Annotated in this window: 28 protein-coding genes; 10 read left to right on the plus strand and 18 right to left on the minus strand. The window is 57.5% G+C overall.

Annotated elements, in window-relative coordinates:
* Nucleotides 1-113: 113 nt before the first annotated feature.
* The 3 genes from CVT63_02220 to CVT63_02230 all read right to left on the minus strand — a co-directional run bounded on the left by CVT63_02220 (nucleotide 114) and on the right by CVT63_02230 (nucleotide 2,242).
* Entirely contained in the window at nucleotides 114-698 is a 585-nt protein-coding gene (locus CVT63_02220; protein PKQ28513.1) for a DUF366 domain-containing protein, read from the minus strand.
* A 10-nt stretch (nucleotides 699-708) separates the two neighbouring features.
* Entirely contained in the window at nucleotides 709-1,113 is a 405-nt protein-coding gene (queD, locus tag CVT63_02225; protein PKQ28514.1) for a 6-carboxytetrahydropterin synthase QueD, read from the minus strand.
* Nucleotides 1,114-1,177: 64 nt separating this feature from the next.
* The gene (locus CVT63_02230) at nucleotides 1,178-2,242 is read right to left on the minus strand and encodes a 2-hydroxyglutaryl-CoA dehydratase (protein ID PKQ28515.1); all 1,065 of its coding nucleotides are present in this window, start codon (nucleotides 2,240-2,242) and stop codon (nucleotides 1,178-1,180) included.
* A 99-nt stretch (nucleotides 2,243-2,341) separates the two neighbouring features.
* Here CVT63_02230 and CVT63_02235 point away from each other — a divergent pair, with 99 nt between their 5' ends.
* Nucleotides 2,342-2,722: a hypothetical protein gene (locus CVT63_02235; protein PKQ28516.1), complete on the plus strand. Its 381-nt coding sequence runs from the start codon at nucleotides 2,342-2,344 to the stop codon at nucleotides 2,720-2,722.
* A gap of 46 nt (nucleotides 2,723-2,768) precedes the next feature.
* Nucleotides 2,769-3,566: a hypothetical protein gene (locus CVT63_02240; protein ID PKQ28517.1), complete on the plus strand. Its 798-nt coding sequence runs from the start codon at nucleotides 2,769-2,771 to the stop codon at nucleotides 3,564-3,566.
* Between the two features lie 112 nt (nucleotides 3,567-3,678).
* Here the strand turns inward: CVT63_02240 and CVT63_02245 are convergent, their stop codons facing one another.
* On the minus strand, nucleotides 3,679-4,125 hold the full coding sequence (locus tag CVT63_02245; GenBank protein ID PKQ28518.1) for a hypothetical protein: 447 nt from the start codon (nucleotides 4,123-4,125) through the stop codon (nucleotides 3,679-3,681).
* A 108-nt stretch (nucleotides 4,126-4,233) separates the two neighbouring features.
* Here CVT63_02245 and CVT63_02250 point away from each other — a divergent pair, with 108 nt between their 5' ends.
* From CVT63_02250 to CVT63_02270, 5 genes are read left to right on the plus strand one after another with little or no spacing between them, the layout of a single operon-like run.
* On the plus strand, nucleotides 4,234-4,671 hold the full coding sequence (locus CVT63_02250) for a hypothetical protein (protein PKQ28519.1): 438 nt from the start codon (nucleotides 4,234-4,236) through the stop codon (nucleotides 4,669-4,671).
* 3 nt (nucleotides 4,672-4,674) lie between these two features.
* Nucleotides 4,675-5,187 (plus strand): heptaprenyl diphosphate synthase, encoded by a 513-nt coding sequence (locus tag CVT63_02255; protein PKQ28520.1) that lies wholly within the window; start codon nucleotides 4,675-4,677, stop codon nucleotides 5,185-5,187.
* A gap of 7 nt (nucleotides 5,188-5,194) precedes the next feature.
* Nucleotides 5,195-6,031, plus strand: a complete 837-nt coding sequence (locus CVT63_02260) for an energy-coupling factor transporter ATPase (GenBank protein ID PKQ28521.1) — start codon at nucleotides 5,195-5,197, stop codon at nucleotides 6,029-6,031.
* Entirely contained in the window at nucleotides 6,016-6,873 is an 858-nt protein-coding gene (locus CVT63_02265; protein ID PKQ28522.1) for an energy-coupling factor transporter ATPase, read from the plus strand. Before CVT63_02260 ends, CVT63_02265 begins: the two co-directional genes overlap by 16 nt.
* Nucleotides 6,870-7,658 (plus strand): transporter, encoded by a 789-nt coding sequence (locus CVT63_02270; protein PKQ28523.1) that lies wholly within the window; start codon nucleotides 6,870-6,872, stop codon nucleotides 7,656-7,658. Before CVT63_02265 ends, CVT63_02270 begins: the two co-directional genes overlap by 4 nt.
* Nucleotides 7,659-7,767: 109 nt before the next feature.
* Here the strand turns inward: CVT63_02270 and CVT63_02275 are convergent, their stop codons facing one another.
* From CVT63_02275 to CVT63_02305, 7 genes are all read right to left on the minus strand, one after another.
* On the minus strand, nucleotides 7,768-10,281 hold the full coding sequence (locus tag CVT63_02275; protein PKQ28524.1) for a hypothetical protein: 2,514 nt from the start codon (nucleotides 10,279-10,281) through the stop codon (nucleotides 7,768-7,770).
* A complete protein-coding gene (locus CVT63_02280) occupies nucleotides 10,223-11,083 on the minus strand; it encodes a ferredoxin (protein ID PKQ28525.1) in 861 nt (286 codons plus the stop codon). Before CVT63_02280 ends, CVT63_02275 begins: the two co-directional genes overlap by 59 nt.
* Nucleotides 11,073-11,684, minus strand: a complete 612-nt coding sequence (locus tag CVT63_02285; GenBank protein ID PKQ28545.1) for an electron transport complex subunit RsxA — start codon at nucleotides 11,682-11,684, stop codon at nucleotides 11,073-11,075. The genes CVT63_02280 and CVT63_02285 overlap by 11 nt, the downstream gene beginning before the upstream one ends.
* 5 nt (nucleotides 11,685-11,689) lie before the next feature.
* Complete coding sequence (locus tag CVT63_02290; GenBank protein PKQ28544.1) at nucleotides 11,690-12,247, minus strand: electron transport complex subunit RsxE; 558 nt, start codon at nucleotides 12,245-12,247, stop codon at nucleotides 11,690-11,692.
* Nucleotides 12,248-12,315: 68 nt separating this feature from the next.
* Nucleotides 12,316-12,864, minus strand: coding sequence for a hypothetical protein (locus tag CVT63_02295; GenBank protein PKQ28526.1), 549 nt, complete (start codon nucleotides 12,862-12,864; stop codon nucleotides 12,316-12,318).
* Nucleotides 12,861-14,051, minus strand: coding sequence for a hypothetical protein (locus tag CVT63_02300; protein PKQ28527.1), 1,191 nt, complete (start codon nucleotides 14,049-14,051; stop codon nucleotides 12,861-12,863). Before CVT63_02300 ends, CVT63_02295 begins: the two co-directional genes overlap by 4 nt.
* Nucleotides 13,978-15,411: an electron transport complex subunit RsxC gene (locus CVT63_02305; GenBank protein PKQ28528.1), complete on the minus strand. Its 1,434-nt coding sequence runs from the start codon at nucleotides 15,409-15,411 to the stop codon at nucleotides 13,978-13,980. The genes CVT63_02300 and CVT63_02305 overlap by 74 nt, the downstream gene beginning before the upstream one ends.
* A 41-nt stretch (nucleotides 15,412-15,452) precedes the next feature.
* On the opposite strand from CVT63_02305, the gene CVT63_02310 reads away from it, so the two are divergent.
* Genes CVT63_02310 through CVT63_02320 form a run of 3 tightly spaced genes read left to right on the plus strand, consistent with a single transcriptional unit; the run spans nucleotide 15,453 to nucleotide 17,332 of the window.
* Nucleotides 15,453-16,586, plus strand: a complete 1,134-nt coding sequence (locus tag CVT63_02310) for an ApbE family lipoprotein (protein ID PKQ28529.1) — start codon at nucleotides 15,453-15,455, stop codon at nucleotides 16,584-16,586.
* Entirely contained in the window at nucleotides 16,586-17,044 is a 459-nt protein-coding gene (locus CVT63_02315; protein ID PKQ28530.1) for a hypothetical protein, read from the plus strand. Before CVT63_02310 ends, CVT63_02315 begins: the two co-directional genes overlap by 1 nt.
* A gap of 36 nt (nucleotides 17,045-17,080) precedes the next feature.
* Nucleotides 17,081-17,332, plus strand: coding sequence for a translation elongation factor-like protein (locus tag CVT63_02320; GenBank protein ID PKQ28531.1), 252 nt, complete (start codon nucleotides 17,081-17,083; stop codon nucleotides 17,330-17,332).
* A gap of 59 nt (nucleotides 17,333-17,391) precedes the next feature.
* Here the strand turns inward: CVT63_02320 and CVT63_02325 are convergent, their stop codons facing one another.
* The 7 genes from CVT63_02325 to CVT63_02355 all read right to left on the minus strand — a co-directional run bounded on the left by CVT63_02325 (nucleotide 17,392) and on the right by CVT63_02355 (nucleotide 24,243).
* Nucleotides 17,392-18,165, minus strand: a complete 774-nt coding sequence (locus tag CVT63_02325; GenBank protein ID PKQ28532.1) for a hypothetical protein — start codon at nucleotides 18,163-18,165, stop codon at nucleotides 17,392-17,394.
* Nucleotides 18,166-18,185: 20 nt separating this feature from the next.
* Nucleotides 18,186-19,160, minus strand: a complete 975-nt coding sequence (locus CVT63_02330; GenBank protein ID PKQ28533.1) for a hypothetical protein — start codon at nucleotides 19,158-19,160, stop codon at nucleotides 18,186-18,188.
* The gene (locus tag CVT63_02335) at nucleotides 19,157-20,143 is read right to left on the minus strand and encodes a hypothetical protein (protein PKQ28534.1); all 987 of its coding nucleotides are present in this window, start codon (nucleotides 20,141-20,143) and stop codon (nucleotides 19,157-19,159) included. Before CVT63_02335 ends, CVT63_02330 begins: the two co-directional genes overlap by 4 nt.
* 70 nt (nucleotides 20,144-20,213) lie before the next feature.
* Nucleotides 20,214-20,681 (minus strand): hypothetical protein, encoded by a 468-nt coding sequence (locus CVT63_02340; protein PKQ28535.1) that lies wholly within the window; start codon nucleotides 20,679-20,681, stop codon nucleotides 20,214-20,216.
* Between the two features lie 101 nt (nucleotides 20,682-20,782).
* Complete coding sequence (locus CVT63_02345) at nucleotides 20,783-21,934, minus strand: acyl-CoA dehydrogenase (GenBank protein ID PKQ28536.1); 1,152 nt, start codon at nucleotides 21,932-21,934, stop codon at nucleotides 20,783-20,785.
* A 373-nt stretch (nucleotides 21,935-22,307) separates the two neighbouring features.
* A complete protein-coding gene (locus CVT63_02350; protein ID PKQ28537.1) occupies nucleotides 22,308-23,837 on the minus strand; it encodes a hypothetical protein in 1,530 nt (509 codons plus the stop codon).
* A gap of 67 nt (nucleotides 23,838-23,904) precedes the next feature.
* Entirely contained in the window at nucleotides 23,905-24,243 is a 339-nt protein-coding gene (locus tag CVT63_02355; GenBank protein PKQ28538.1) for a hypothetical protein, read from the minus strand.
* Nucleotides 24,244-24,256: the final 13 nt, after the last annotated feature.

Below are 24,256 nucleotides of genomic sequence, written 5' to 3' on the forward strand. Positions count from 1 at the left end.
CCTCACCCCAACCCTCTCCCCTAAGGGGCGAGGGGGCACGGACTACCCTGAGACATTTTCATCTTAGGTGGTGGCGCGTCCGTGCGCCATGTGGGACTGACCCCAAAGTTAAATTACACGGGGCGAACCTTGCTCGCGTCTATCTTGACGTTCTTCATCTCCTCGATGAAGCGACGCACGACCTCGACAGCAAATGTGTCTATATCCTCGACGCCTATCTCTTCGAGCCCCGCTGTTTGAACGGGAGTATCCTTTGACGTGATATTCAGTCCGAGGTGAATGAGCCCCGAAACAGTGCTCACCGTAGCCACTGAAACGCTCAGCTTTCCCCGCTCGTCCACGTTCGGTGGATAGGCGTAGATGTTGTCGAACTCGCGCTCGACCTCCGCTTCCTCGCAGATTGACTCGCACAGCAGATTCACTACAGTACTGACCAGCATCCTCTCCACCAGTACGATCGTATCGATGCCGGCGCCGAAATACTCCACAATGAACTGCAGCATGTCCGGCGAGGATATTTCAGCCCCCTTGCGCTTGTCCTCCATGTCCACCATGTATTCGGGCGAGACATTGCACGGGCCACGGAAGGAAACAATGCTGTCACCCTGTACATCAAAGGATATGTAAGCCCACAGTGGCGACAACTGTGAGCCGTCATAGGCAATTGCCTTGCCTTTCAAATACTTGCCTTTCAAAATTCACCTCTCGTCAAACTGTGACTCCATGCCCTTCTCGCCGGCCACCATCATATGACGCCCACGAGTCGGGCGACTCCCAGACGGTAATCTCGTCGAGATCCACGGGAACACCGGCATCCGCGAGAAGCTTTGTGATCCACACGAAGAAAACCCGCGCGACGTTCTCGGCGGTCGGGGGCAGAGACGCAAAGGGATCGATCTCATTCAAATACTGGTGATCGCATGGCCCGATAACTTCATCGAGCATCGCCTCAACTCTGTCAAAATCCATGACCATACCTTCATGATCAGTCTCCAGAGACGAGAAAACGGCCTGCACTGACCACGTGTGCCCGTGCAACCTCGCACACTTGCCCGGATGGCCCTCGAGCTTGTGCGCCGCGCTGAACCGCCTCTTCACGCCAATTTTGTACATCAAAGATCCTTGTCTCTCCGCCAGGCCGTCGGAAACATAAAATATAATTATAACATTGGCGGGCTTACGGATTCTCGCCCAGCACCTGGACGAAATTCTCGAGCCGCGCGCGCGCCGTCGCCCCAAGCCCACCGGGGCAGTCGCATTCGATGGTAAGCATCGGCAGAGGTATCTCACGACGAAATATGACGTCCTCCATGTTGCGATGGCAGAAGCTCTGCACGTAGTGAACCACTCCGTCGAGCCGGCGTATCCGCGACTGGTTGTTGATGTCTAAAGCCCTGCCGGCGACGGTGTACGGGTAAGTGTAAGCAAGGTACTGCTCGACGATATCCGCCGGCGGGCAGGCGCCGCCGCTTTCGTCCGGCGCGGCGTCAGGGGGCATCGAGAACTGCCGCTGAACCTCATGGAACACGAACCGCGCGCCAAGAGACCCTGCGAGGTCGAACACCTCGGGCGTGATGGGCGGCGCCCCGATGTATCCAAGCCTGATCTCACGCGCCGCGCTCCGGTTTGTCGTCGCGCGTAGCCGAACCTTTTCGAGGAAAAGGGCGAGCTCGCGATTGAACGCGTCCGGATCGCCGCCAAAGTCGCTCGAACTCACAAGCCAGGCGTGCGCTTCGGCACCCGTAACCAGGCCGTCCCGCCAGCACGCGCGGTCGAGTTCGCGCAGCAACTCGCGGGCGCCAGCGAGCCTGCTCCTCCAATCCTCCGCGGCCTCGATGGTCGTACCCAGCCGGCGGCACATCCTCACGATCTCACGCTCGAGATCCTCGCGCGACGCTGTGTACGGATACGCGAAAGGTATTACCTCTGTACCGCGCCCTTCCAGCGCCTCGAGCAACAGTTCCGTGCCCGAGCAATCTCCCCGGACGACCCCGATTACCCGCTCCTGGCCACCTTGTCGCGCCACCGCGCCGAATATTCCCTTGAGCCACGCGCAACAGCTCATGGGGAAGCCCAGTGAGTGCGCGCAATCAATCAACCCATGGGTGTCACTATCGCTGATAAAGAGGTTATTTAGATCAACAGGCGTCAACCCAGCCGCGAACACGACCTCGACCGGCACTGTCGTAGTCAGCCCAACCGTCCTTCTATGCGCTGATTGAAACTTTTGTGATATACTCATTTGGGCTTTTTTCAAGTAGATTTTGAGCCTGCTGGCATGTAAGATAATAACAAAGCAGACTCTTGAATTCAGCGCTTTGCGGGAAAAAGGGGTTGAATCGTGCGGGTTGTCCGAAAGGCGGGGTCGGGACAGAAAGGGTTCACTGTTATCGAGCTCATGATAACGATGCTTATCATGAGCATCCTGGTAAGTATCGTAGTGATGCCAATGATTATGGCGAAAAACAAAGTGCAACAGGCCGCGTGCAAGGCGAACTTGAGGACGATCGACGCCGCGATTATGAGCTACGAAGCCGACGATCCCACGGGCAATGGCACGTCCCCCGCCAATCTTAACGACCTTGTTCCCGACTATATCAAAAGCACCTTCTCGTGGCAGTGCCCGGGTGGCCCGATGGGCTTGACCTCGACGGACTACCGTGACAACTACGACTCCGCGACCGGGAATGTGTCATGCCCGAGAGCCAGCCATAACCTGTAAGAGCAGCTATGTTACTTGTTGATTATTCTCAAAGAGGGAGAAACAGTTGAAGTACTCGCGTTTTGAGATTATAACGATGACGGTTGGCTTCTGCGCGGTGATCGGGACTATCGTCGCGACACTCTCCAGCTCCAACAAGATCGCGGATATGGTTGGTCAGGCCATGATCATCGTGGTGCTTTTCGGGGGACTCCACTACGGGCGAAAAGGCGTCGCGATAAGTTTCGTGGCGGCTACCGCGTTTTACGCGTTTTTCGCGTTCGGCTGGCGTGGATCTATCGATGCAGGCACCGCGGCGCAGATATTCATCTTCAGGACGATAGTGTTCGGCGTGGTGGGAGTTGCTGCCGGAGAGCTTCACGTCCGGCTCAAGTACCTGTTCACCAAGCTCGAGCACCACGACTATGTCGATAACATCACAAGCCTGTACAACGCGAAATACCTCGCCATGCTCATAGAGAAATACATCAGCGAGTCCGACAGGTACTCCTCGAAATTCTGTCTTGCCAGCTTCACGATCAACGAGAAGATACTCGCGCCGTTCAAGAGAAAAGCGCGCGTGAAGATCATCAGGGACCTTGGCAACTCAGTCATCAGAGGCAGCATACGCGGCAGCGACGAGGCCGCGCGCCCGGAGAAAGCCTCTTTCACGGTTCTGTTCCCCAACACCAACCATGATGGCGCTACCTGCGCGAGCAACCGTGTCGAGAAAAAAATCATGGAGTTTCTGGACCATCACGGGTTCGATACGGACAGTAAAGGAGTTTTAAAAATCGATGTCCTCGAGTACCCCGGGGACAAAGACGCTATCGAACTTCTCGCGGACAGCCTCTTAAAAAAATAGCGGACATAAAAAAACGCATAATGGGGTCAAACCAAATTATGCATTTCTATGCGCGTTCCCATTTATCTGCTGCAAAATGCATAATTTGGTTTGACCCCATTATGCGTTTTTTTCAGTCGTTCCACGACCACGTGAACAGCCGCTGTTCGCGCGTGTAGCCGAACCGCCTGTAAAACGCCGCGATCTCTTCGTTATCGGGTCGGACGCAAACTTCGAACTCACAGCAATCTCTCCGGCGCGCCGATGCGAGCACATCCTTTATTAGCCTGCCGCCAATGCCGCGCCTCCGGCGCTCCTCCTCGACCACCAGCGCCATCAGGCGCCCGTGTTCGCGAGCGTCAAGGGTGAGAAACCAGTTTGCCACCGCGAGACCTGCGGGCTCAGAGTCTTCGAGCGCAAGAAGAAAAAGCCACCCGTCAGAATCCAGCAATTTAGCCACGATGCGATCCCACTTGTCCCTGTCCGCCTCGAGCTCCAACTCCTGGTGACGCGCAAGATACAGGATCAGAGCGGTGACTATGCCATGATCCTTCACTCCAGCCCTTACAAGTTCAATCATCTTAAAGCCCCCAAGAACATATCAACGACGTCGGACACATCCAGCATGATGATAGAATATTCCGCGATAGAAGCCAACAAAACGCGCGGTCGTTTCTAAAAGGAGTATATGAGTTTCTTGAGTTCTTCCTCTTCCGCGCGCGCGTTACGGAGACCTGGCAAACTGAAAGCCGGTGACATAGCGCTTGTAGCGCTTGTTATCGCCGCGGCGGTTGTTTCTTTGCAGGTATTGTCTCGCGCGAACGCGAGCAAGAAAGGATCACTTGCGGTGATCGCGGTCAACGGCAAAGAGGTCAAGAGGGTCGCGCTCGGAGACGGCATGCGCTCGCGCAAATTCGTGGTGCGCGGCGCGGGCGGCGCCACCGTCGTCGAGGTCAGTGGTGGACGCGCAAGAGTTCTGACAAGCCACTGCCGTGACAAAATCTGCGTAGGCGTCGGATGGATCGATTCCCCCGGCAAAGCCGTTATTTGCCTCCCCAACCGTGTCGTGTTGCGAATCACCGGCTCTCGCGGCGGCAACGGCAAAGTGGACACGGTGACGGAGTAAGCAATGACCGACACCCGCCGCGTCACAAATCTCGCGCTCCTGGTGTCCGTAGGGCTCGTCCTGTCTATTATCGAAAGCGCTCTACCTCCATTGCTTCCATTGCCCGGCGCCAGGATCGGACTCGCGAACATCGCGGGAGTTATCGCGCTGTACCTCTTTGGAGCAAGTATGGCTCTCGAGGTCACGGTGTTACGCGCGCTGATCGGCGGGCTTCTCCGCGGGAGTGTTGTCGGGCTTTTTCTATCTTTTTCCGGCGGTCTGGCAAGCATACTGGTGATGATCGCGCTCTTCGCCTTATTCGAAAAAGCCTTCAGTATCATTGGGGTAAGTGTCGCGGGGGCTGTGACGCACAATGTCATCCAGTTGTTCGCGGCGTACCTGCTGGTGCGCAATACGGCGCTCTTTTATTACATGCCGTACCTGATATTGATCGCGGCGCCAACCGGTCTCTTTGTGGGCTTCGCGGCGCGGCGGGTGACATTTTCTCTCGAGAATCTTCCATTACATTCCAGGTGATCGTCTCATGCGCGATAAAACGGGCGAAGTGAATATTAGTGTCCAGGACCTGTCGTTCAGCTACGAAAACGCCGCAGCGCCGGCGCTCGAGCGGATCAACATGCGCCTGGAATCCGGAAAGATGTGCGCGCTCCTGGGACGCAACGGTTCCGGAAAGTCCACACTCGCGCGGTGCCTGAACGGATTGCTCCTGCCCGGCGGAGGGCGTGTCATCTCGTGCGGAATGGACACCTCTGATTGGGCGAACAGGCTCGAGGTGTCGAGGCGGGTTTCCATGGTCTTTCAAAATCCTGACACCCAAATGGTAGGAGCGACCGTGGAAGAGGAAGTCGCGTTCGGACCCGAGAACATGGGGCTTCCTCCGAACGAAATACGAAAGCGCGTGGATCGGGCGCTGGAGATGGCCGGCATCACCGAGCTCTCCCGGCGAGGGCCGTTGCGCCTCTCGCAAGGGCAAAAACAACTGGTCGCCATCGCCGGCGCGATCGCCATGGAACCCGATTTTCTCGTGAGCGACGAGGCGACGTCGATGCTTGACTGCTCCGCTCGAGCGCGCGTGCTCGAGCTTTTTGAGAAATTGCTGATCAGCGGCATGGGAATAGTTCACGTTACGCATTTTATCGAGGAAGCGACGCTCGCCGACTCGGTGGTCATGCTGGAAGCAGGAAAAATTATCGCACAGGGCACTCCGCGGAGTGTCATTGGCGACCCCGCGCGAGTTCGCGCGTTCGGGCTCGATCCACTTGCTATCACGGTTGTCACCCACGAACTTGAGAAACTCGGACACAAAGCGCCTGAAGGCGCGCTGACGGCAGAGGAGCTTCTGGCATGGCTTTGCGCTTGAGGCTCGAAGACGTATCTTTTTCCTATCCGCTCCCCGCGCGCGACGAAGCGCCGGCGCTGAATAGCGTCAGCCTCACGCTCGAGCCCGGCGACGCGCTCTGCCTCGCTGGCGCAAACGGCTCGGGAAAGTCCACACTCGCTCAGGTGTGCGCGGGCCTGCTTACGCCTTCGGCTGGTTCGTTGTTTTACGGCGGAAAGAGAGTCAAGAGCCACTCCTCTCTCCTCGAATTCAGGCGCGCGTGCGGGCTGCTCTTTCAAAACCCGGAAGACCAGCTGTTCGCCGACACGGTGGAGAAAGACATCGCGTTCGGACCCAGGAACCACGGCCTGCGCGGCGAGGATCTACGATTGAGAATCCGCGAGTCGTGCAGGCTGGTAGATCTGTCACCCGACGAGATCGGCGAGCGGTCTCCATTCTCACTATCCGGGGGTGAGCAACGGAGGGTAGCCCTGGCCGGCGTTCTAGCGCTCGAGCCTGAAGTGCTCGTGCTGGACGAGCCGTTCATCGGGCTCGACTACGAGGGCCGGCAGAGCCTTCAGGCAGCCCTCAAGCGCTACCACGAGGAACGCGAGGCCTCCATCATCGTCGTCACGCACGAGCTATCTCATATGTGGTCTCTCGCGACGAATTTTAGTCTGATGTCCGAAGGGCGAATAACGCGTTCCCGCACCAGGGCGCAACTGCTAAAAGGAGACACGGATCTCGGGGCGCTGGGGATGCGATTGCCACAGTGGGAATCGATTGCCCGCGAACTCATGCGCCACGGCGTCTCTATTGATGACCGTGCCGACCCTCGCTCGCTGGCCGCGGCCATAGCAAAGTACCGGGAGGTCTCCCCGTGATCGGCGGAGAGATACAAATCGGACAGTACCTTTCGACCCCGACCCTCCTGCACAAGGTTGATCCAAGATGCAAACTCGCGGCGACTGCGGCGTGCGCGGTTCTGGTATTCACCTACTCGAGCTGGCGCCTTCTCGCCTTCACTGGAATGCTGGTCGTTGTGCTGGCCCTCTGCGGGCTGCCGCTCTTCCGCATGCTCAAAGCGTTGCGCTCGGTCTGGATCATCGTCTTCGTAACGTTCCTGCTACAGATATTCCTGACCCCCGGCGAAGTGATCTGGCGCCGGGAGTTCTTGAGCATTACCGACATGGGGCTCTCGAACGGCATGCTCTTTTCAGGGCGCGTGCTCGTGCTGGTCGTGCTGCTCTGTGCGTTGACGATGACAACTCCGCCGCTGCGGCTCACCGACGGGCTCGAGTCCGTACTGCGTCCCCTGTCGCTCATGCGCGTGCCTGTCGGCCGGATAACGACGGTAGTCAGCATCACGTTGATGTTCATACCAGGCATTCTCGATCAGAGCAGGAAACTCATGAAGGCGCAGATGGCCCGTGGCGCGGACTTCGAGTCGGCAAATCCGGTGCGCCGCGTCAAAAACATCATTCCCGTGCTGGTGCCGCTCTTTGTGAAAATGTTTCACGACGCGGATGAGCTGGCCGTCGCGATGGACGCGCGAGCCTACGGCGAAGGCATAAACCGCACTCGCCTCTACCCTTTGCGCATGCGCGCGCAAGAAGCCTCACTCACACTACTCTTCATAGCAACAGCCGTCGGAATACTGTTTGTCTGATAAGGCGCAAAACGCATAATGGGGTCAAACCAAAATATGCGTTTTTATGCGCTCTCTCATCATTTATCTGTTACAAAACGCATATTTTGGTTTGACCCCATTATGCGTTTTAAAGATGGGTGCCGCCTGATTTCAACGCCTCGTCGTGGAATTTCTTCCACTCGCTTCGCGCGCCGCAAAGAGTGACCGCGTTGGAGTACGCCGCGCGGGCTTCGGCTGGCCTGCCTGTTCTCTCGAAGTCGCCGGCCATATAAAACCATGCGTCTCCCCTGCCAGGATCAGCCGATATCGCGCGGGTGTAATCATCGATAGCGCCGGCAAACTCCTGCTTGCGGTCTCGAGCGTTGCCTCTTGTCACGAGAACATCCGCGAGCGTGTCAGACCTGATATCCGGCGCGGACGCGGCTCCGTCAAGCTGGAACAATGCTCCCTCGACATCGTTGTCCGCAAGGAGATATTTGCCTAAAAGCAGCCTCGCGTCCGGATCGTTCGGACTCTTCTTCACAGCGCGCTGCAGAGTATCGATCGCGGAATCTTTGTGACCCGAGGCGTACAGCAACTCCGCCATCTTGACGTACGCCAGTGTGTCCGACGGATCCATCTGAACGACTTTTCGGTACTCCGCGAGTGCCTCTTCGACCTTTCCCATGTGCCCATAAGCTTCCGCCAGGAGCGCGCGTTCAGTCACCGACATGCCGCCTTTTGGCTTGAGACAAAGCGCCCGGTCGTACTCCCTCGCGCTCTCGCTCACGTCGCCGCGTTCGTTGAGGATGAGCCCCAGCGCAAGGTGGGCCAACCACTGCGCGGGCGCGAACGACGCGGCAAGCCGGGCTTCCCGCGCGGCCTGATCTATCGACCCCGTCGCCAGGCAGGCTCGCGCGAGCATCTCGCGCGAGCGCCAGGAGTTCGTGTCCACGACAACGGCTCGAGAGATCGTCGAGAGAGCCGCCTCTTCTTCTCCAACAAGCAGATATGCTCGAGCAAGGTTCTCCAGCACCGCGGGTCTGTCTGGCATCAGATCCTGCGCCTTTGTCCAATCCGATATCGCGCCTTTCGTGTCGTTCCTTGCCATAGCGAGCGCGCCAAGCCCTTGAAACCCCTGTGCCATGAGCGCGCTGTCATCGCTTTGTGACAACTGCCGGAGCGCGCTCGTCGCCGCGTCACTCATACCCGCGCGCGCGTAACGATCCGCGACAATTGACTTGATACGGTAATCATCCGACCTGATCTCCATAGCCCTTTTGAGGAAGGTGAGCGACCGCTCCAGATTCCCCTCGAGCGCTGCCTCGCAGGAGAGAAGCACAAGCGCTCCGTTGCTTGAAGCTTCTATCTGAACCGATTTCTCTAAGTCGTCGGTCGCGCCGGATCGATCGCACTCCAGAAGCTTCAGAGCCCCAAGCCCGGTTAGCGCCAGGTGGCTTTGCGGGTCCACTTCCATGGCGTCCTTGTAACGCTTCGCCGCCTCACGCATGTCTCCGGCGCCAAGCGCGCATGAAGCCAACCCCAGGAGCGCCTCGAGCGATGTCCTGTCCGCAAGCCGCGCCTGCTCGTATGAGCTCGACGCCTCGCTCCACCGGCTTTCTCCCAGCGCGATCTTTCCCAGCCCGGCGGCCGCCTGAGAGAACCCGGGCTTGATCTCGAGCGCTTTCGCAAAACTGCTTTTAGCCTCATCCGCATTCCCCGTGTCCAGCAACGCGCGCCCCATGTTCACGTACGACCACGCGTCCTCGGAATTCACGGCAATCTTCGCGCGCGCCTCGGCCTCGGAACTGTCGCGCGTCGCTTCGTTTCGAAAGTACGACACAGATTGCAATCCCACCAAAAAAGAGAAACCGCCCACCGGTGAAGCGGTCTCGGCCTTGATCGGCTTTCCCGGCGCGCATCCATGTTCGCAGAATGATTGCTTTCCACCCTCGAGAGTAACAGTCGCGCCCGCGGATTCGAGGATCGCGGTTCCGTCCGCGCACACGACAGTCGCCGAACCGCCGGGATTCACCTTGACCCCGAAATTACACCGAACGCTCGCGCCGCCTGTCTTTGAGGCCGTCACTCTCACCGCGGGCGTCCACAACTCCCCGGTTTTTTCTCCCGACACGTCCAACCACGCCTCGCCGCGCTCGATTTCGACAACAGGCGCGTCCCTGGCGCCTCTCGAGATATTGACATCGGACATCTCCCCTATCCTGAGCGCGCCAGGCGCCGACAAGACAAGGACGATGCCGCCGCCTGCACCGTTTCTCACTGTGTCGCCATAAATAACGACGGAACCGGGAGCGCCTGAAATCCAGCAGTCGCGACCTTGTGGCATGATGTCGAAGCGCGCCGAGGACTCCAGCGCTACAGCGGCAACCGGATAGGTCTTTTCCTTTGATTTCGCTCCTGATCCGCCGCACGACGAAACAGCGCCAACCACAAGCGCCAGGAGTATCAGCAGGGCAACCAATTTCAAGAGCACACTCGCTCTGATTCTTGAATCAATCATGGAGTATTCTTCTTCGAAGAGGAAATTTGAACCTTGTAAGCGGTCTTCGTCGTGACCAGGCGACTCCTCGCGCAAAAAGGAGTCAGACCCCTTTTTGCATTCTCTCCATGCGTCTTGATGGCACCACTCGAACAAGCACATCGTTTGGACATGTCTCGATGCATCTGCCACATTGCGTGCATTTCTCGTAGTTGATCCATGCGCGGTTCGCTTCCACGTAAATCGCGTCGAAGTCACAGGCTTTCACGCACTTCTTGCACGCGACGCAGCACACCGAACAAACACGCTTTGCTTTCGCCCCTTTGTCCCTGCTGTTGCAGACGGCCAGAACCTCCTGATCGCGCGGCACAACCTGGATGAGGCCTCGCGGGCACACATCGACACACAGGCCGCAACCGGTGCACCTGTCGCGGTTTACCCAGCGCCTGTGATCCTCGTCGAAGAGAATGGCGTTGACCGGGCAGACCATCCTACACGTTTCCAGGCCAAGACACCCGTACCGGCACGCCTTGCCGCCACCCGCCACGAGCTCCGCCGCCGCGCAGGAACTTGTTCCCTGGTACCTCGCCTTGGGAACAGATTCCCCAAGCCCTCCCTTGCAGTGGACCAGGGCCACTCCTCTCTTGCGCTGCCGCGTCTCGACTCCCATCACGCGCGCAACAGAGGTGACCGCGTTCCCGCCACCGGCGACGCAGACGTCGACGTTCGCGTCGCCGGCGAGCACCGCATTGCAGGCAGCCTCGCAACCGGGATAACCGCACGCCCCGCAATTGGCTCCGAGGACGGCGGCCAGAAGCTCGTCCAAGCGCGGGTCTGTCTGCACCTTGAACTTATCGCCGGCAAACGCCAGCAGCACGCCAAAGAGCAGCGAGAGGCCGCCCAGCGCGATTGCCGCTTTCCAGATCAGTGACCAATCCACGCGGAATTCCTCCCTATAGCCCAAGTAAGTTCGCGAAGCCCATGAACGCCAGCGACATGATCGCCGCTATCATGAACGCTATTGGCGCGCCTTTGAAAGCGTGTGGAATCGGGCTCATCTCGAGCCTCTCCCGGATACACGCGAATATTATCAGCACGAGCCCGAACCCGACCGCCACACCTATCGTGTAGACCAGGGTCTCGGGAAACGTGAAGCCATACGCGACATTGAGTTTCAAGAAACCCGGCTTTACCGACTCGGTCGCCGCCGCGAGGACCGCGCAGTTGGTAGTAATCAGCGGCAGGTAGATGCCCATCGCCCTGTAAAGCGGTGGACTCGTCTTCTTGATGACCATCTCGGTGAACTGGACCAGCGACGCGATGATGAGGATAAATACCGGGATGTACAGAAACTCACCAACGCCAAGCGGCTTCAAGGCGTAATTCCAGGCGACCCACGAGGCGGAACTGGACATGGTCATGACAAAGAGCACGGACATCGCCATGCCTATCGACGTCTCAACCTGATTGGAAACTCCGATGAGAGGGCACAGGGCAATAAACCTGATGAGCAGGATGTTGTAAACAAGCAACGCGCCTATGAATATCAAGAAGTAGCGATATATTTCATTCACTGTTCTTTCTTCCTCATGTTGTAGCGATTCAAGAGCGCCATCAAACAGCCGAACGTCAGGAAAGCCCCTGGGAAGAAAATGAAGATCGAAGGCGGGTTAAACGCGCCGAGGGTGAACAGGGTCTTGTCGAACATCACTATCCTGCCGGTTCCAAGGGTCTCACGGATTATCCCCATGATGAGCAGCACGCTTGTGTACCCCACTCCCATGCCGAGCCCGTCAAGAAACGAGTGCCACACCGTGTTTGTGTAAGCGTAACCTTCGGCTCGCGCCAGGATAATGCAGTTGACCACTATCAACGGTATCCATACCCCGAGCCGCGCGTAAACCACGGGAAAGTACGCCTTCATGCTCAAGTCCACGATAGTCACAAAGGAAGCGATGACCACGATGAATATCGGGATGCGGATCTGGTTCGGCGTGTACTTCCGGATAGCGGAAATGATGATGTTTGAAAACACCAGGACAAACGTCGCGGCGATCCCCATGAAGATGCCGTTCTCCACGCGGTTGCTGATCGCAAGCGACGCGCAAAGCCCGACCATGAGAACCATGAGCGGGTTCTCCAGCAGGAAGCCCTTGCTGAATTCATGCCACCCTGTTTTGTTTTCGTCCACCTGTTTCACTGGATCAACTTCCCGTAAGCTTTCAGCGCAACCCTCACCTCACCGGCAACGGCTTTGCTTGATATTGTCGCTCCTGTTATCGCCTGGACATCTTTCCCGACCTGTACGGAATCCGACGGCGTCTTTCCATTGAATTTTCCCAGGAAAGCGGGCTCGAGCGCCTTTGACCCAAGGCCAATTGTTTCTCTGCTGGACACCGCCGCTATCCCGGCCACCTTGCCGTCTTTACCGATGCCAACAGCCAGCGTCAGCGGACCCCCGAACCCTTTCATCTCGATTACAAAAATCATTCCTCTGTCACTTGTATAGATTTTCATGACATCCCTCGCCACTGTCCTGGCCTTTTTGACAAGAGCGCTGTCCAGCTTGAGTTCCGCGGAGGATTTGACTCCGGGAAGGGCGACGACCGCGGCTTTCGCCTCGGAGAGTCTGTCCTCTTCGGCTATCTTCTTCTGGGTGATCGTATATGTGAGACCGAGTCCCAGGGCCGCGACCAGGCCCACGACCAGCAGTGTGGCGCCGAAATGGAGCATCTGTTTTTTCATGCCACAACCCCCGCTCCGGCCCCGTGATTTTCGTTATCCAATTCTTTGGTTTTAGCCTTGTTATTCCCGTGGCGTTTGTGCCCGTAAGGGCGCGGCTTCAAATAACGATCGATCAGGGGGGTCAATCCGTTCATGAAGAGAATGGCGAACATGACACCATCCGGCAGATTGGAGTAGAAACGTAGTACGACCGTGATTATGCCGCATCCAAGCGCGAACACCACCTTACCCCAGACCGTCATCGGGTTCGTCACATAATCCGTCGCCATGAAGCACGCCCCAAACAGCAAGCCCCCTGAGAGCATCGCGAACATCGGGTTCATTCCAAGTATCCAGGACAGGGCCATGACAACGCCGACGTACACGACAGGGATACGCCAGTCGACAATCCCATTGATCAGCAGGATCGCCAGTCCGACGAGGATAAGCAGCCCCGAGACCTCCCCTATCTGTCCCCAGGGATTCCCAAACAACAGCGGCTTGATATACCGCGCGCCAGACACGGACATGGCGAGTTCGTGCTCTCGTGCAAGTGAAAGAGCCGCCAGTGGCGTAGCGCTCGTTGTCGAGTTGATTGTCTTGATCGCCGCCGTATTGACGACCGCGGCCAGCGGGTGCCCCAGGTACGAGGTCGTCATGTACTCCGTCCAGGAAACGAAAAGCACCGCCCGCCCTACAAGCGCCGGGTTAAATATGTTGTGCCCCAGGCCGCCGAACACGTGCTTGCCCAGGAGCATCGCGACGATGCCCCCGATGAGCGGCATCCAGAACGGAAGCCTCGGCGGCAGGACAAGCGCGAGAAGAAGACCGGAAACGAGCGCGCTGAGATTGAAAACCGTGACCGGAAGATGCCGCATCCGCTGAACGACCGCTTCTGTGCCGACGGTTCCGATGATGCTCATAGCCACGACCACGAAAGCCGCCAGACCTCCGATATAAATACCGTAAATCGTTATCGGCAGAAGCGCCACGATGACCCAGCCCATGATTCCGGTGGTTGTGACGGATTTCCTTATGTGGGGAGAAACGCCTATGACAAACAGATCTTCCGGCGGCGCGGCAATGAACTTCTGTTTCGATTCGGCTTCAGTGGCGGTCGGCGCCCCGGCGTTTTCAGGCATTATCTTTTTCTTCCTCGATGTTTTCCTCGTCGTCTTCATCTTCGTCTTCCCCGGCAGGCGCGCCATTGCCGGCCTCCAGTGTTTCCATTCTCTTCTTGCGCCGGGCAAGGCCCTCTTTGCCTACCTTGACAAGCTGAACAAGTGAGTTTTTAGTCGGACATGTATAGGCGCAAGAACCGCACTCGACGCAATCCTCGATGTTGAGACGCTCGAGCTGCTCCCACATCCCGGCGTCAGAGCAAGCGCCTATCTGGTAAGACATCAGGTTCATCGGGCACCTGCGAACACACCTGCCGCACCTTATGCAGATGAAGTGAGGGGGCTCGTCACAAAAGAGCGTTTCTCCGCGAAGAACCACGATCCCCGTACTGCTCTTGATGACGGGAACGTCCATCGTGTACTGGGCGATCCCCATCATGGGCCCACCGATGATTACCTTGCCACGCTCGCCCGTGAAGCCACCGCAGTGCTCGATCACGTCGCGCACCGACGTGCCTATCTTCACCCTCAAGTTCGCCTTTCCGGCGATTCCGTCCCCGGCAACGGTCATGACCCTGTCAACCACAGGCATCCCGGTAGTCAGGCTGTCAAATATCTGCGCGGCTGTTCCCACATTGCTTACGATTGCCCCGACGTCCACGGGCAAGCCGCCGCATGGAACCTCGCGACCGGTAATATTCTTGACAAGCACCTTCTCGGCGCCGGTCGGATAACGGCACGGCAGGGGCAATACTTCGATGTCCCATGGACGGCCGGCTTCGCGGAGCGCTTCAATGGCTTCCACGCGATCGTGCTCTACCCCGACTATCAACTTCTTCGCGCCGACGGTCTTCTTGATGACAAGCCCGCCCCGGATGATGTCTGAGGGCCTCTCGACCATGAGCCTGAAGTCCCCGCACAGATAAGGCTCGCATTCGGCGCCGTTCAGTATGACATACTCCACGGGCTTGTCCGCCGGTGGAGCAAGCTTGACATGCGTTGGGAAAGCCGCCCCGCCCAGTCCCACGATGCCGGCCTCGCGAACGCACGCGCGGACTTCTTCAGGTGTCAGCGCCAGAGGGTCCTCTTTGGTGACGAGTCCCGAGACAGGTGTGTCAAGTTTGTCGGACAGTATCTTGATGGCGCGACTGCCCCTGCCCCTGGGATGCGGGTATTTCAAGATGCCAGTGACTTCGCCGGAAACGCTGGAATGAACCGGCGCGGATACATACCCGTTCGAGTCGCCTATCTTCTGACCCAGAAGGACGCGCTCTCCCACTTCCACGAGCGGCTCGCAGGCAACGCCCACGTGCTGCTCCAACGGAATTACCACGTTCTGTGACGCCGGACCGGGAAATATCTTCATGGAAGAGGCCTGTTTTTGGGCTCGTGGGTGGACTCCGCCTTTCACAAAGAAGCGGTGTTTTATTTTTTTCGTCCATCCCATCGGGCAACTCCTAAAGTGCCGCGTCCTATAAATACACCTGAATGCAAAAAGGGGTTTGGCCCTTTTTTGCACAGGCAAACCGCGGTTATACTATCAGAGGTGAAATCAGCATGAAGCAGGTCAAGAAAGTAATTAACATAATTTTAATATCAGTTGTCGCGTTCGGCGCTGTAACGCTGGTCGTTTTTCTCAGCTCACGCGAAGGCGGCGGTGCCGAGCTCAAGGGAACCTATCACTCCCCCACGCTTTTCGCGATGGGCACGACATTAGACATCACAATCCAGGGGCGTGGCGGGAAGCGCTCGAAGAATGATGTCAACCGGGCCGTGGCGCTGGCGCGGCGAATAGAGAACGAGACCTCGCGGTTCAAACCGGGCAGCGATGTTTCCAGAATCAACACCGCGGCCGGAGTCGCTCCGGTCGAGGTTGGCGACGCGACGTTCAACATTATCGAGAAAGCGCTGGAATACGGGAAGATGACAGGCGGCGCCTTCGACATAACCGTGGCGCCCATCGTAAAACTGTGGGGGTTCTACAATCAGAAATACCGCGTTCCCACCGCGAAGGAGATAGCGGCGGCAACGGCGCTCGTCGATTACCGGAAAGTGATCATCGACGCGAGGAGCAAGACGGTAATGCTGACGGACAAGGGCATGAAGATCGATCTCGGGGGCATCGCCAAAGGGTACGCGGTGCAGGCGATGTGCGACCTGTACAAGCAGATGGGAGTGAAGCACGCTCTGATAAACTTCGGAGGCGCTATAGGGGCTGTGGGGAATCGCGCCGACGGCAAAGATTGGGTGATTGGGATCAAAGACCCGCGCGGCGAGGGCGGCGCGCTCGTCGGTGAACTCAAGGTCTCAAACGGATTTGTGTCCTCTTCAGGAGATTACGAGCGGTTCTTCGTCAAGGGAAGCAAGCGCTACTTCCACATCTTCGACCCGTCAAGCGGATACAACCCGAAAGAGACCATGAGCGCCACCGTCGTCGGCCCGAACTCCATGGACACCGACATGCTCTCGACAACACTGATGGTTCAGGGGCCGCGGCGCGGCATCGAGCTGATGAAAACGCGGCCCGGTTTCGAGGGGCTGATTGTCGGCAACAACGGCAATATCCATTTCACGCCACTGATGAAGAGCAAATACATCATCGATCTCCGGGAGAAAGTCTGATGCAGTGCGTAGGCACAATTCAAAGGAGTGAGGGTGAAATAGCGCAGGTCTTTATCGAGTCAAACGCGTGCAAACAGTGCCACGTGTGCGGCCTTGGCGCGCTCGGCAAAAAAAAGTCGATGGAGGTCAACGCGTTAAATAATTTGGGCGCGAAGAAAGGCGACACGGTTCACCTCGAGGTCTCGGGCAAAAAAGTGATGAGCGCCTCGGCGATCGTCTTCCTGATCCCATTTGGAGGCTTCATGGTGGGATTCTTGCTCGGATTCTTCCTGGCAGGTCCACTTATCGGCCATAACATTGGGACTCCGGTAGGAGTGACGCTCGCATTCGTTTTTCTCGCGGCCTCTTACTACCTTGTGTACCTGCTGGGTAACAAATCCGAGTTTGAGTTCGTCATCAAGGAATTTGCGCCGGTGGAAAAACCGGTTGCAGAGTGCGAACCAGATGCGATAGATTAGTTTTCCGCATCAAGAACATGAAAGAAGGTGAGAATAGTGCCTGAACAGCAGATTGGCAAAGTAGCTCACTACTTCAACAAGATCGGTGTCGCCGCGATCGAACTGAGTGGCGAGCTGGCCGTTGGTGACACGATTCACGTCAAAGGTCACACCTCCGACTGGACCCAGACTGTCGACTCGATACAGATCGAGCACGACACGGTGGAAAAGGCGGGCGCTGGCGATGATGTAGGGATCAAGGTAGACGCCCACGCGCACGAGCACGACATCGTCTTTAAGGTCACTTAACTTTTGGGGGTCAGTCAGGTGGTGGCGCGTCCGCGCGCCATGGGAGACTGACCCCAAAATTAAGCGGGGGCTGGGTGGATCAGGGCGGTTTTGTGTTCTTTGAATAATCCAGCGTTAATCATGCGGGTTCCGCCGAACATGAGCGTTGACACTTTCGGATTGTGCACGTGACCGAAGTAATGGCGGCTCGGGTTGTGTTCTTTGATATATTCGAGTAACGCTTCGCTTCCAGCCTCGTCGCGATTTGCCACTGTGTCCCAGGTCAGTCTCCCGACAGCCGGCGGATAATGAGTGCAGAGGACATCCACAGGCCCGAGGGATGTGACATGAGCATCGTAACGCTCCGTCTTCATCTCGCCGGGCAATCCTACGCTCCACGGCCCGCGCGGCGCGCCTGATACCATGCCGAAGCGCTCTCCTTCGATCATCACCACGCCCGATTCCACAAGCTCGTTCTTGCCACCCGCGAATTGATCCATGACGTCCGGCCCATCGGTGTTGCCGTACAGCATGAAGCACTTGCACGGCAGGCATGAGAAGAACTCCTCGTAACTCTCCTCTGCGAGATCGCGGATTTGTTTGTTTTTCTCTGCGCTGCCGCCTATCACCGCCCTGATCCGCCTGCGCGCCAGCTCTCTGTCATCACCCGCTGTTGCGTCGAGCGCTTTTTGAACTTCCTCTTGTGAGTAAACTTTCGCGAGAATGCCGCCCTGAGTGCGAAAGTCTATCAAGTTGAGGTAATCACCGAGGAGCACGGCGATGTCATCACGCTTCAACTGCTCCACAAGAGCGTCATATTCCCCGTGTATATCAGAAAGTATCTTGACGGCCAATTACATGAACTCCGCTTTTCTCACGCGTACGCTTCCAGAAGCTCGCTCGCCTTCTTCTTTACCATCGTCGCGAGCTCCTTCGGCCCCTCCACGCGAACGGTATCGCCGAAGCGCAGGAGATAAGTAGAAAGCCACGAAATATTTCGCGTGCGCAGCTCCACCATGATCGAACCGTCGGTCAGCTCGGTGACGCGGGCGGCCGGCCACAGTTCGGCTACGCGCTTGCCCTGCCTGCCCGCGAAAAGGAGCTTTACTTGGTGCGCATTCTTGTCCGGGGCGAACTCCCCGACGGCGCGTGGAACATCAAACGACTCGCGCCGGTTCGAAACTACACGGTGATCCGTGAGTTCTACCGACGCTATGCGATCAATGCGGAACAACCGGAAATCGTTCGAGAGGTGGCACCATGCCAGCAGATACCAGAATCCCCGCGCGCACAGGAGCGACAGCGGCTCGACCTCGCGAGAAGCCATGTCATCCCTCGAGAAGCTGTAGTAATCGATCTCGAGGTTCCGGCCCTTTTCGAGACCCTCGTCTATAATGCTTCTCATTGTCCCCTCGTAAGATCGCATCTCCACATCGATGCGCTTGATGACAGTGCTCAATTCTTCTTTTCTGTCCTGTGAGAGCGTACGCCCGATCTTCTCGAGCGCGGAGTCCAGCGCCCCTTTCTCCCGAAAGACCCCCGCCTGTACAAGAGCGCTACCGGCGACGAACAACGAGAGCGCCTCCTGCCGGGTCAAGTTGAGCGGCCGCTTGAAGTAATCGGCCATCATCACGTTGACGCGACCGTCCTCGATCCGGTAGTCCATGAGATCCGCCGGCGAGTAATCCGGCACACCGCACATCTGGAGCGTGGCCAGGTCTTTCATGAGTTCGGCCCTGGTTATCGCAAACTTGTCGCACAGTTCCTCAATAGCGACGCCCTCGGGTCTCGCCAGAAAAGGCGTCATCAGCAACAGCCTGTTCAACCTGTCGGAAACAGCAGAACTCATCGCGCTTTCAAGCCTTCCAAAACTCCCTCGAGACGCTCGCGCGCGATATCTTTCAGCGCGTCAGGCGAGGTAATGACAGCGTCCGTGCCAAATCCGAGCACCCACTCGACAAACTCTTCGGCGTCGGCCACCACATAAGCAACCTCGAGCCTGCCGTCACGCAGGCGCTTCTCTCCTGCGATCTCAAAGCCTCCCCGGTCGCGCGCGAACGCGAGGCGCGATGTGAAAATGACTGTGGCCCTGGTTTCGGCTTCGCGCGCATCGGGGCGCTCCCAGTCAATCTCCTTGCGAATGTCAAAGCCATCAGGAACTTCAAAGTCAGGCGTCTTCGGATTCTTTGTGTTTACCTGAATCCCTGACATGACGCGCTCCAGCTTGAAGCAACGGATTTCGCCTCGAAGGCGGCACAACCCGGTAAAATACCAGGCGCCGCTCCTGTTGAACAATCCATACGGCTCGACATCTCGCCGGAGGGGCGTCTTTGAATCCAGCGCCCTGTACGTGAACGTGACAAACTTGCGGCGTACCAGCGCGTCGAGTATGTCGCCCAGCAACTCGCCGTCTCCGGGCGTCTCGACCCAGTGAACATGAGGCGCTTTTTGCTCGTCTTGCTGTTGCTGAAAAGCCATCTTGAGCATTGCCAGTTGCGCTGGAACGCTGAACGGCGTTCCTGATCCAAGAAACAACCTTGAAACCATGGTGAGCGCGACGCGCTCGTCCCCGGCAAGATCGATGTGGGGCATGTAATATTTGTCGGCGGAGATTGTGTAGCCGACCTCATCCCCCCACTCGCCGGTGACGGTCTCCACGTCGATGCCCATGTCGACAAGCTCGTCCCTGTCACGCTCAAACATGCGCTTCAAGGATTTATCGCCGCTGGAAAAACCGTGATAAACCGTTTCCTTGAGGTTGTCGAACGACAGCGGCCGCCTGGTTTCAAGCAGGTACGCAGTAAGGTTTATCAATCTTTCGATTTTCTCCATGCGAACGCTCCAGTGAGGGCAGACCGGCAAAGGGGTCGGCAAAGGGGTCAGGCACCGTCTACCGCTGCGTCTACCTCACCACGCGCCCGCCCATGCATACCCGCGAACCGTACGCACATGGACGATATTCGGGCGTGCCGGTTGTCGATCCGATCAGTCTCTCGCGGCCGTCCACCCACGGGCGGTAGCGCGGCGTGCCGGTTGTCAAGCTGAGCAGTCTCTCGCGGCCGTCCACCCACGGATGATAACGCGGCGTTCCGGTTGTCAAGCCGAGCAGTCTCTCGCGGGTGCAGTAACATACCCACGCGCTGGATCCGCCACTGACACCCGCGCCAGCCTGTGCGATCCCCGGGCAATCCCCGCTTATCGGACACGCTAGGCCAACAGAAATATACGACTGTCCACCGTGCGCCTGAACCGCGGCGCCGGCAGGCTGCCTCGAGATTTTACTGCTCCGGTTGCCCGCGAAAACCTGCGACTGATGCGACCACGCGGCGACCGACAGGAGCGTCACCAGCGCTAACGCCAGAATTACCAATCTTCTCCTGTGCCGCTTTAGTAAACGAGAACTTGCCACCACTATCACTCCCTGATAATGCCGATGTCTCTTGCCGGCCGGCAGGCCGGCAACTTGCTTGCTTACTTGCCGATCAGCAGCCTCCCGATGATCCAGCGCTGGATCTCCGAAGTCCCGCCGCCGAGCACTCCGATCTGCGCGTCGCGATATGCGCGCTCTACCGCGTACTCCTTTATGTAGCCATAGCCACCGTGTATCTGAATCGCGTTGTGCGCGGCTTTGAGCGCCGTCTCCGTGACGTACAACTTGGCGATCGACGCCTGAAGCGGATCCATGATGCCTTGATCCTTGTTCCATGCAGTCTTGTAGAGTGTCCATCTGGAGGTCTCGAGCCACATCTTCATGTCCGCCAGCATAAACTGCACCGCCTGGAATTTCGCTATAGACCTTCCAAACTGCTTGCGCTCTTTCGCGTACTTGACACACTCCTCCAGTTGTATCTCCATGCCCCCAACCGCGGCGGCCACCATGACGGAGCGCTCCCACTCCAGAGTCGCCAGCGCTACCCCCATGAAGCCGTTGTTCTCCTCACCCAGCAGATTCTCCACTGGAACCTCGCAGTTGTCAAAAAAAAGCTCGGAGGTCGGTGACGAACGATTGCCGGTTTTGTGCATCGCCGGACCGACGGAAAAGCCGGGGAAATCTTTCTCGACTATGAAGCCGCTTATGCCAGCCGCGCCCTTCTCCTTGTCCGTCTTGGCCAGCACCACAAAAACGTTGCCGATAGGGCCGTTGGTGATGAACGTCTTGGAGCCGTTGAGGACATAGTATCCGTCCTTTTTGTCAGCCGTGGTCAGCAATCCTGCCGCGTCGCTTCCAGCTTCCGGCTCGGTAAGGCCCATCCCGGCGATCCACTCGCCTGAGGCTATCTTCGGCAGGTACTTCTTCTTCTGTTCCTCGGTGCCAAGCTGCCAGATCGGAACACCACCTATGACAACATGCGCGCCCCAAGAAAGGCAGAACCCGGCGTCGAGCCCTCCGTAAGCAAGCGCTTCTCCCGCGAGTGTCGTGTCCATGAGGCTCGCACCGCTTCCACCGTACTCCTCAGGGTATGGCAGGCTCATCAATCCAAACTCCGAGGCCTTGTCCCAGACGTCGCGATCGAACCGCGCTTCCTCGTCCCGCTCCATGGCGCCGGGCTGGATCTCCTTCTGCGCGAATTCGATCACCGACTGCTTGAACAGTAGTTGTTCCTCACTTAAATTGAAATCCATTCTTTCCTCCCTATTGTCACAGTAAACACCTATAAAACGTCTATATCTTATACCAAAATCAACGTTCGTAAACGCAACTGGGGTCAACGGTGACCGAAACGCAACTGGGGTCAGGCCTGGATAGTTGCATTTTGCTTTACATTTGCCATGTCAGGAAAATGCAACTGCTCCGAAAATAGCCCTTTCTGATCTCCTCCCTTTCGAGGCGGGAGGATTAAGGCGGGGGTGTGACTTTTGGACTTTCCGTCTACCGCTGCGCAGTAGACGCGGCGGGGTCAGGCACCGTCTACCGCTGCGCAGTAGACGCGGCGGGGTCAGGCACCGTCTACCGCTGCGCAGTAGACGTTGCCTGACCCCAGTTGCCAGTTGCGTTTTACAGGTGGATCGGGCGGTTCTCCACGACGTACTCAGCCTTGATGCCCGTTTTCGCGAACAGCTCGAGCTCGAGTTTCTCTTTGTCCTGCTCGACGATTATCCGGTCGGGGGTGACCTCGGTTCTGCCCTTCACGTTTTTCCTGACGTCCCCGCACACGCTGTCCGCGTCATAGCCGTCCTGAACCGCAAGCCTGATGATGAGCATGTCACGCGAAAACTCATCGCCCTCCACTTCCTTGTCGAGGATAGCCTGGAACTGGTAAACGCCGTTGGTGTCACGCACGGCTGAAATCAGCTCCATTAGAGCCACCCTTGTCCCCTTGAGCTTGGTAAAGTCCTTCTTTGCCCGCATGATAGACGGATACATCATCTGGTATGTCAGGCCACAGTGCGGACATCGCTCCCATTTGATTCCTCTGGCGATGAAATCCCCTGTGGAATAGCGAAGAAACGTCGTGCCTCGCCAGTCTATGTGGCTGAACACCAGAACGCCCGGCTCGCCCTCGGGAACAGGCTCGTTCGTTTCAGGATCTACAACCTCCCAGTAGAAGTACTTCGGATTGAGATGGATGTTCGAGTTCTCATGGCATTCGTAGAAAGCGACTTTCATCTCTGTCATCCCGTATCCCTGGACAAGACGGAAATCCTCACAGCCGCCCGCGCGCGCCGCCAGATCCTTTATGTGTTTCCTGAGCGAATCGGTCAGGGGCTCGGCGGCGCAAATCGCCATCGTCAGGTTCTCGAGCGGCTTTGCCTCCCCGGAGGCGACCATGTCGACAGCGCGCCTGAGCCAGTAGACGAGGTAGGACGGAATCGCTATCAGTGCCGCGAAACCGCCTTCCGAAAACAGTTGTATCTGCCTCTTGGTCGGCACGATGCTCCCGCCGAAAGTGTCAAAACCGCTGGCGCCTCCAAGCCACTTGCCCATGATCACCTGGAAGAACGCAAGGTGCGGGGCGCCGGGAAATATGTTCAGAGCTCTGATGTCCCACTTGACGTGCTCACCGGCCCAGAACGCCGACGCGGTCTCCTTCACGGGAACATGCAGGTCTCTATAAGTGTAAACAGCGGGGGTCGGGTCTCCCGTGGAGCCGGCGGAGGCGTGGAAATGTATGGGATTCCACTCGAGCGCGAGGCGCCTGCCAATCTTGCGGTACGCAAACCCTTCCTTGAAATTGACGCGATAGAGATCCGCGCAATCTCGCGGGTAGTTGAAAATGCTCTGCGCCGCGTATTTGGCAAGGAACTTTCCGCTGATCTTGCCGGTGTCATATTTCGCTTCGCGTCCCGGCACCTTCGGCTGAACGATGAACGCGATAGGATCGGGACGGTAATCGTCCTTGTTTGTAACAGGAATCTTCAAGAGGTCAGAGGGCTTGCGGATGTCGCTCGGCTTGATGCCGTTTTCCTGAAACATCTTCCGGTAGTAAGGGTGGTAAGGATAGATGACTTCTTCTATGTATTTAGTCAACCGGCGGAATGACGCTTCCCTCTGTTCGTCGGCGCTCTTGAGATAAAAATTTCCCATTTCAGCCCTCCCGGCTCAATGCCTTGACCTTCAAAAATGTGAAATACTCCTGTCGGCGGTTCAAACATTACCACTTTTCAACGAAATCCATGAAGTAAGACAGGAACGCGCGTTCCGAGAGAATGCTCTGATGCTCCAGGCGCTTCTTTTGAATAACGCTCATGCTCCGGCCTTTCGCCCTTTCATTTTCAATTTCCATCAAAAGTTCTTTGCCGCGGGACTCGAGCTCTATGAGCCGGCGGTAATATCCCGGGATGGATACCGCCAGGAGATCCTTGCCTTTGTACCGCGCGGCAACCCGGCACCGCCCGCAACGGCGCTCACCGCTCACGCCCTCTTCACTCCCTTCAAACGGCACGCCGCAAAAGGGGCATTTCCTCAAAGATACTTTTTTCTCATGTTCCATTGACTCTCGCGCT

Origin of the sequence: Candidatus Anoxymicrobium japonicum, from assembly GCA_002843005.1 — a bacterium.
GTDB classification, from domain to species: Bacteria; Actinomycetota; Geothermincolia; order Fen-727; family Anoxymicrobiaceae; genus Anoxymicrobium; species Anoxymicrobium japonicum.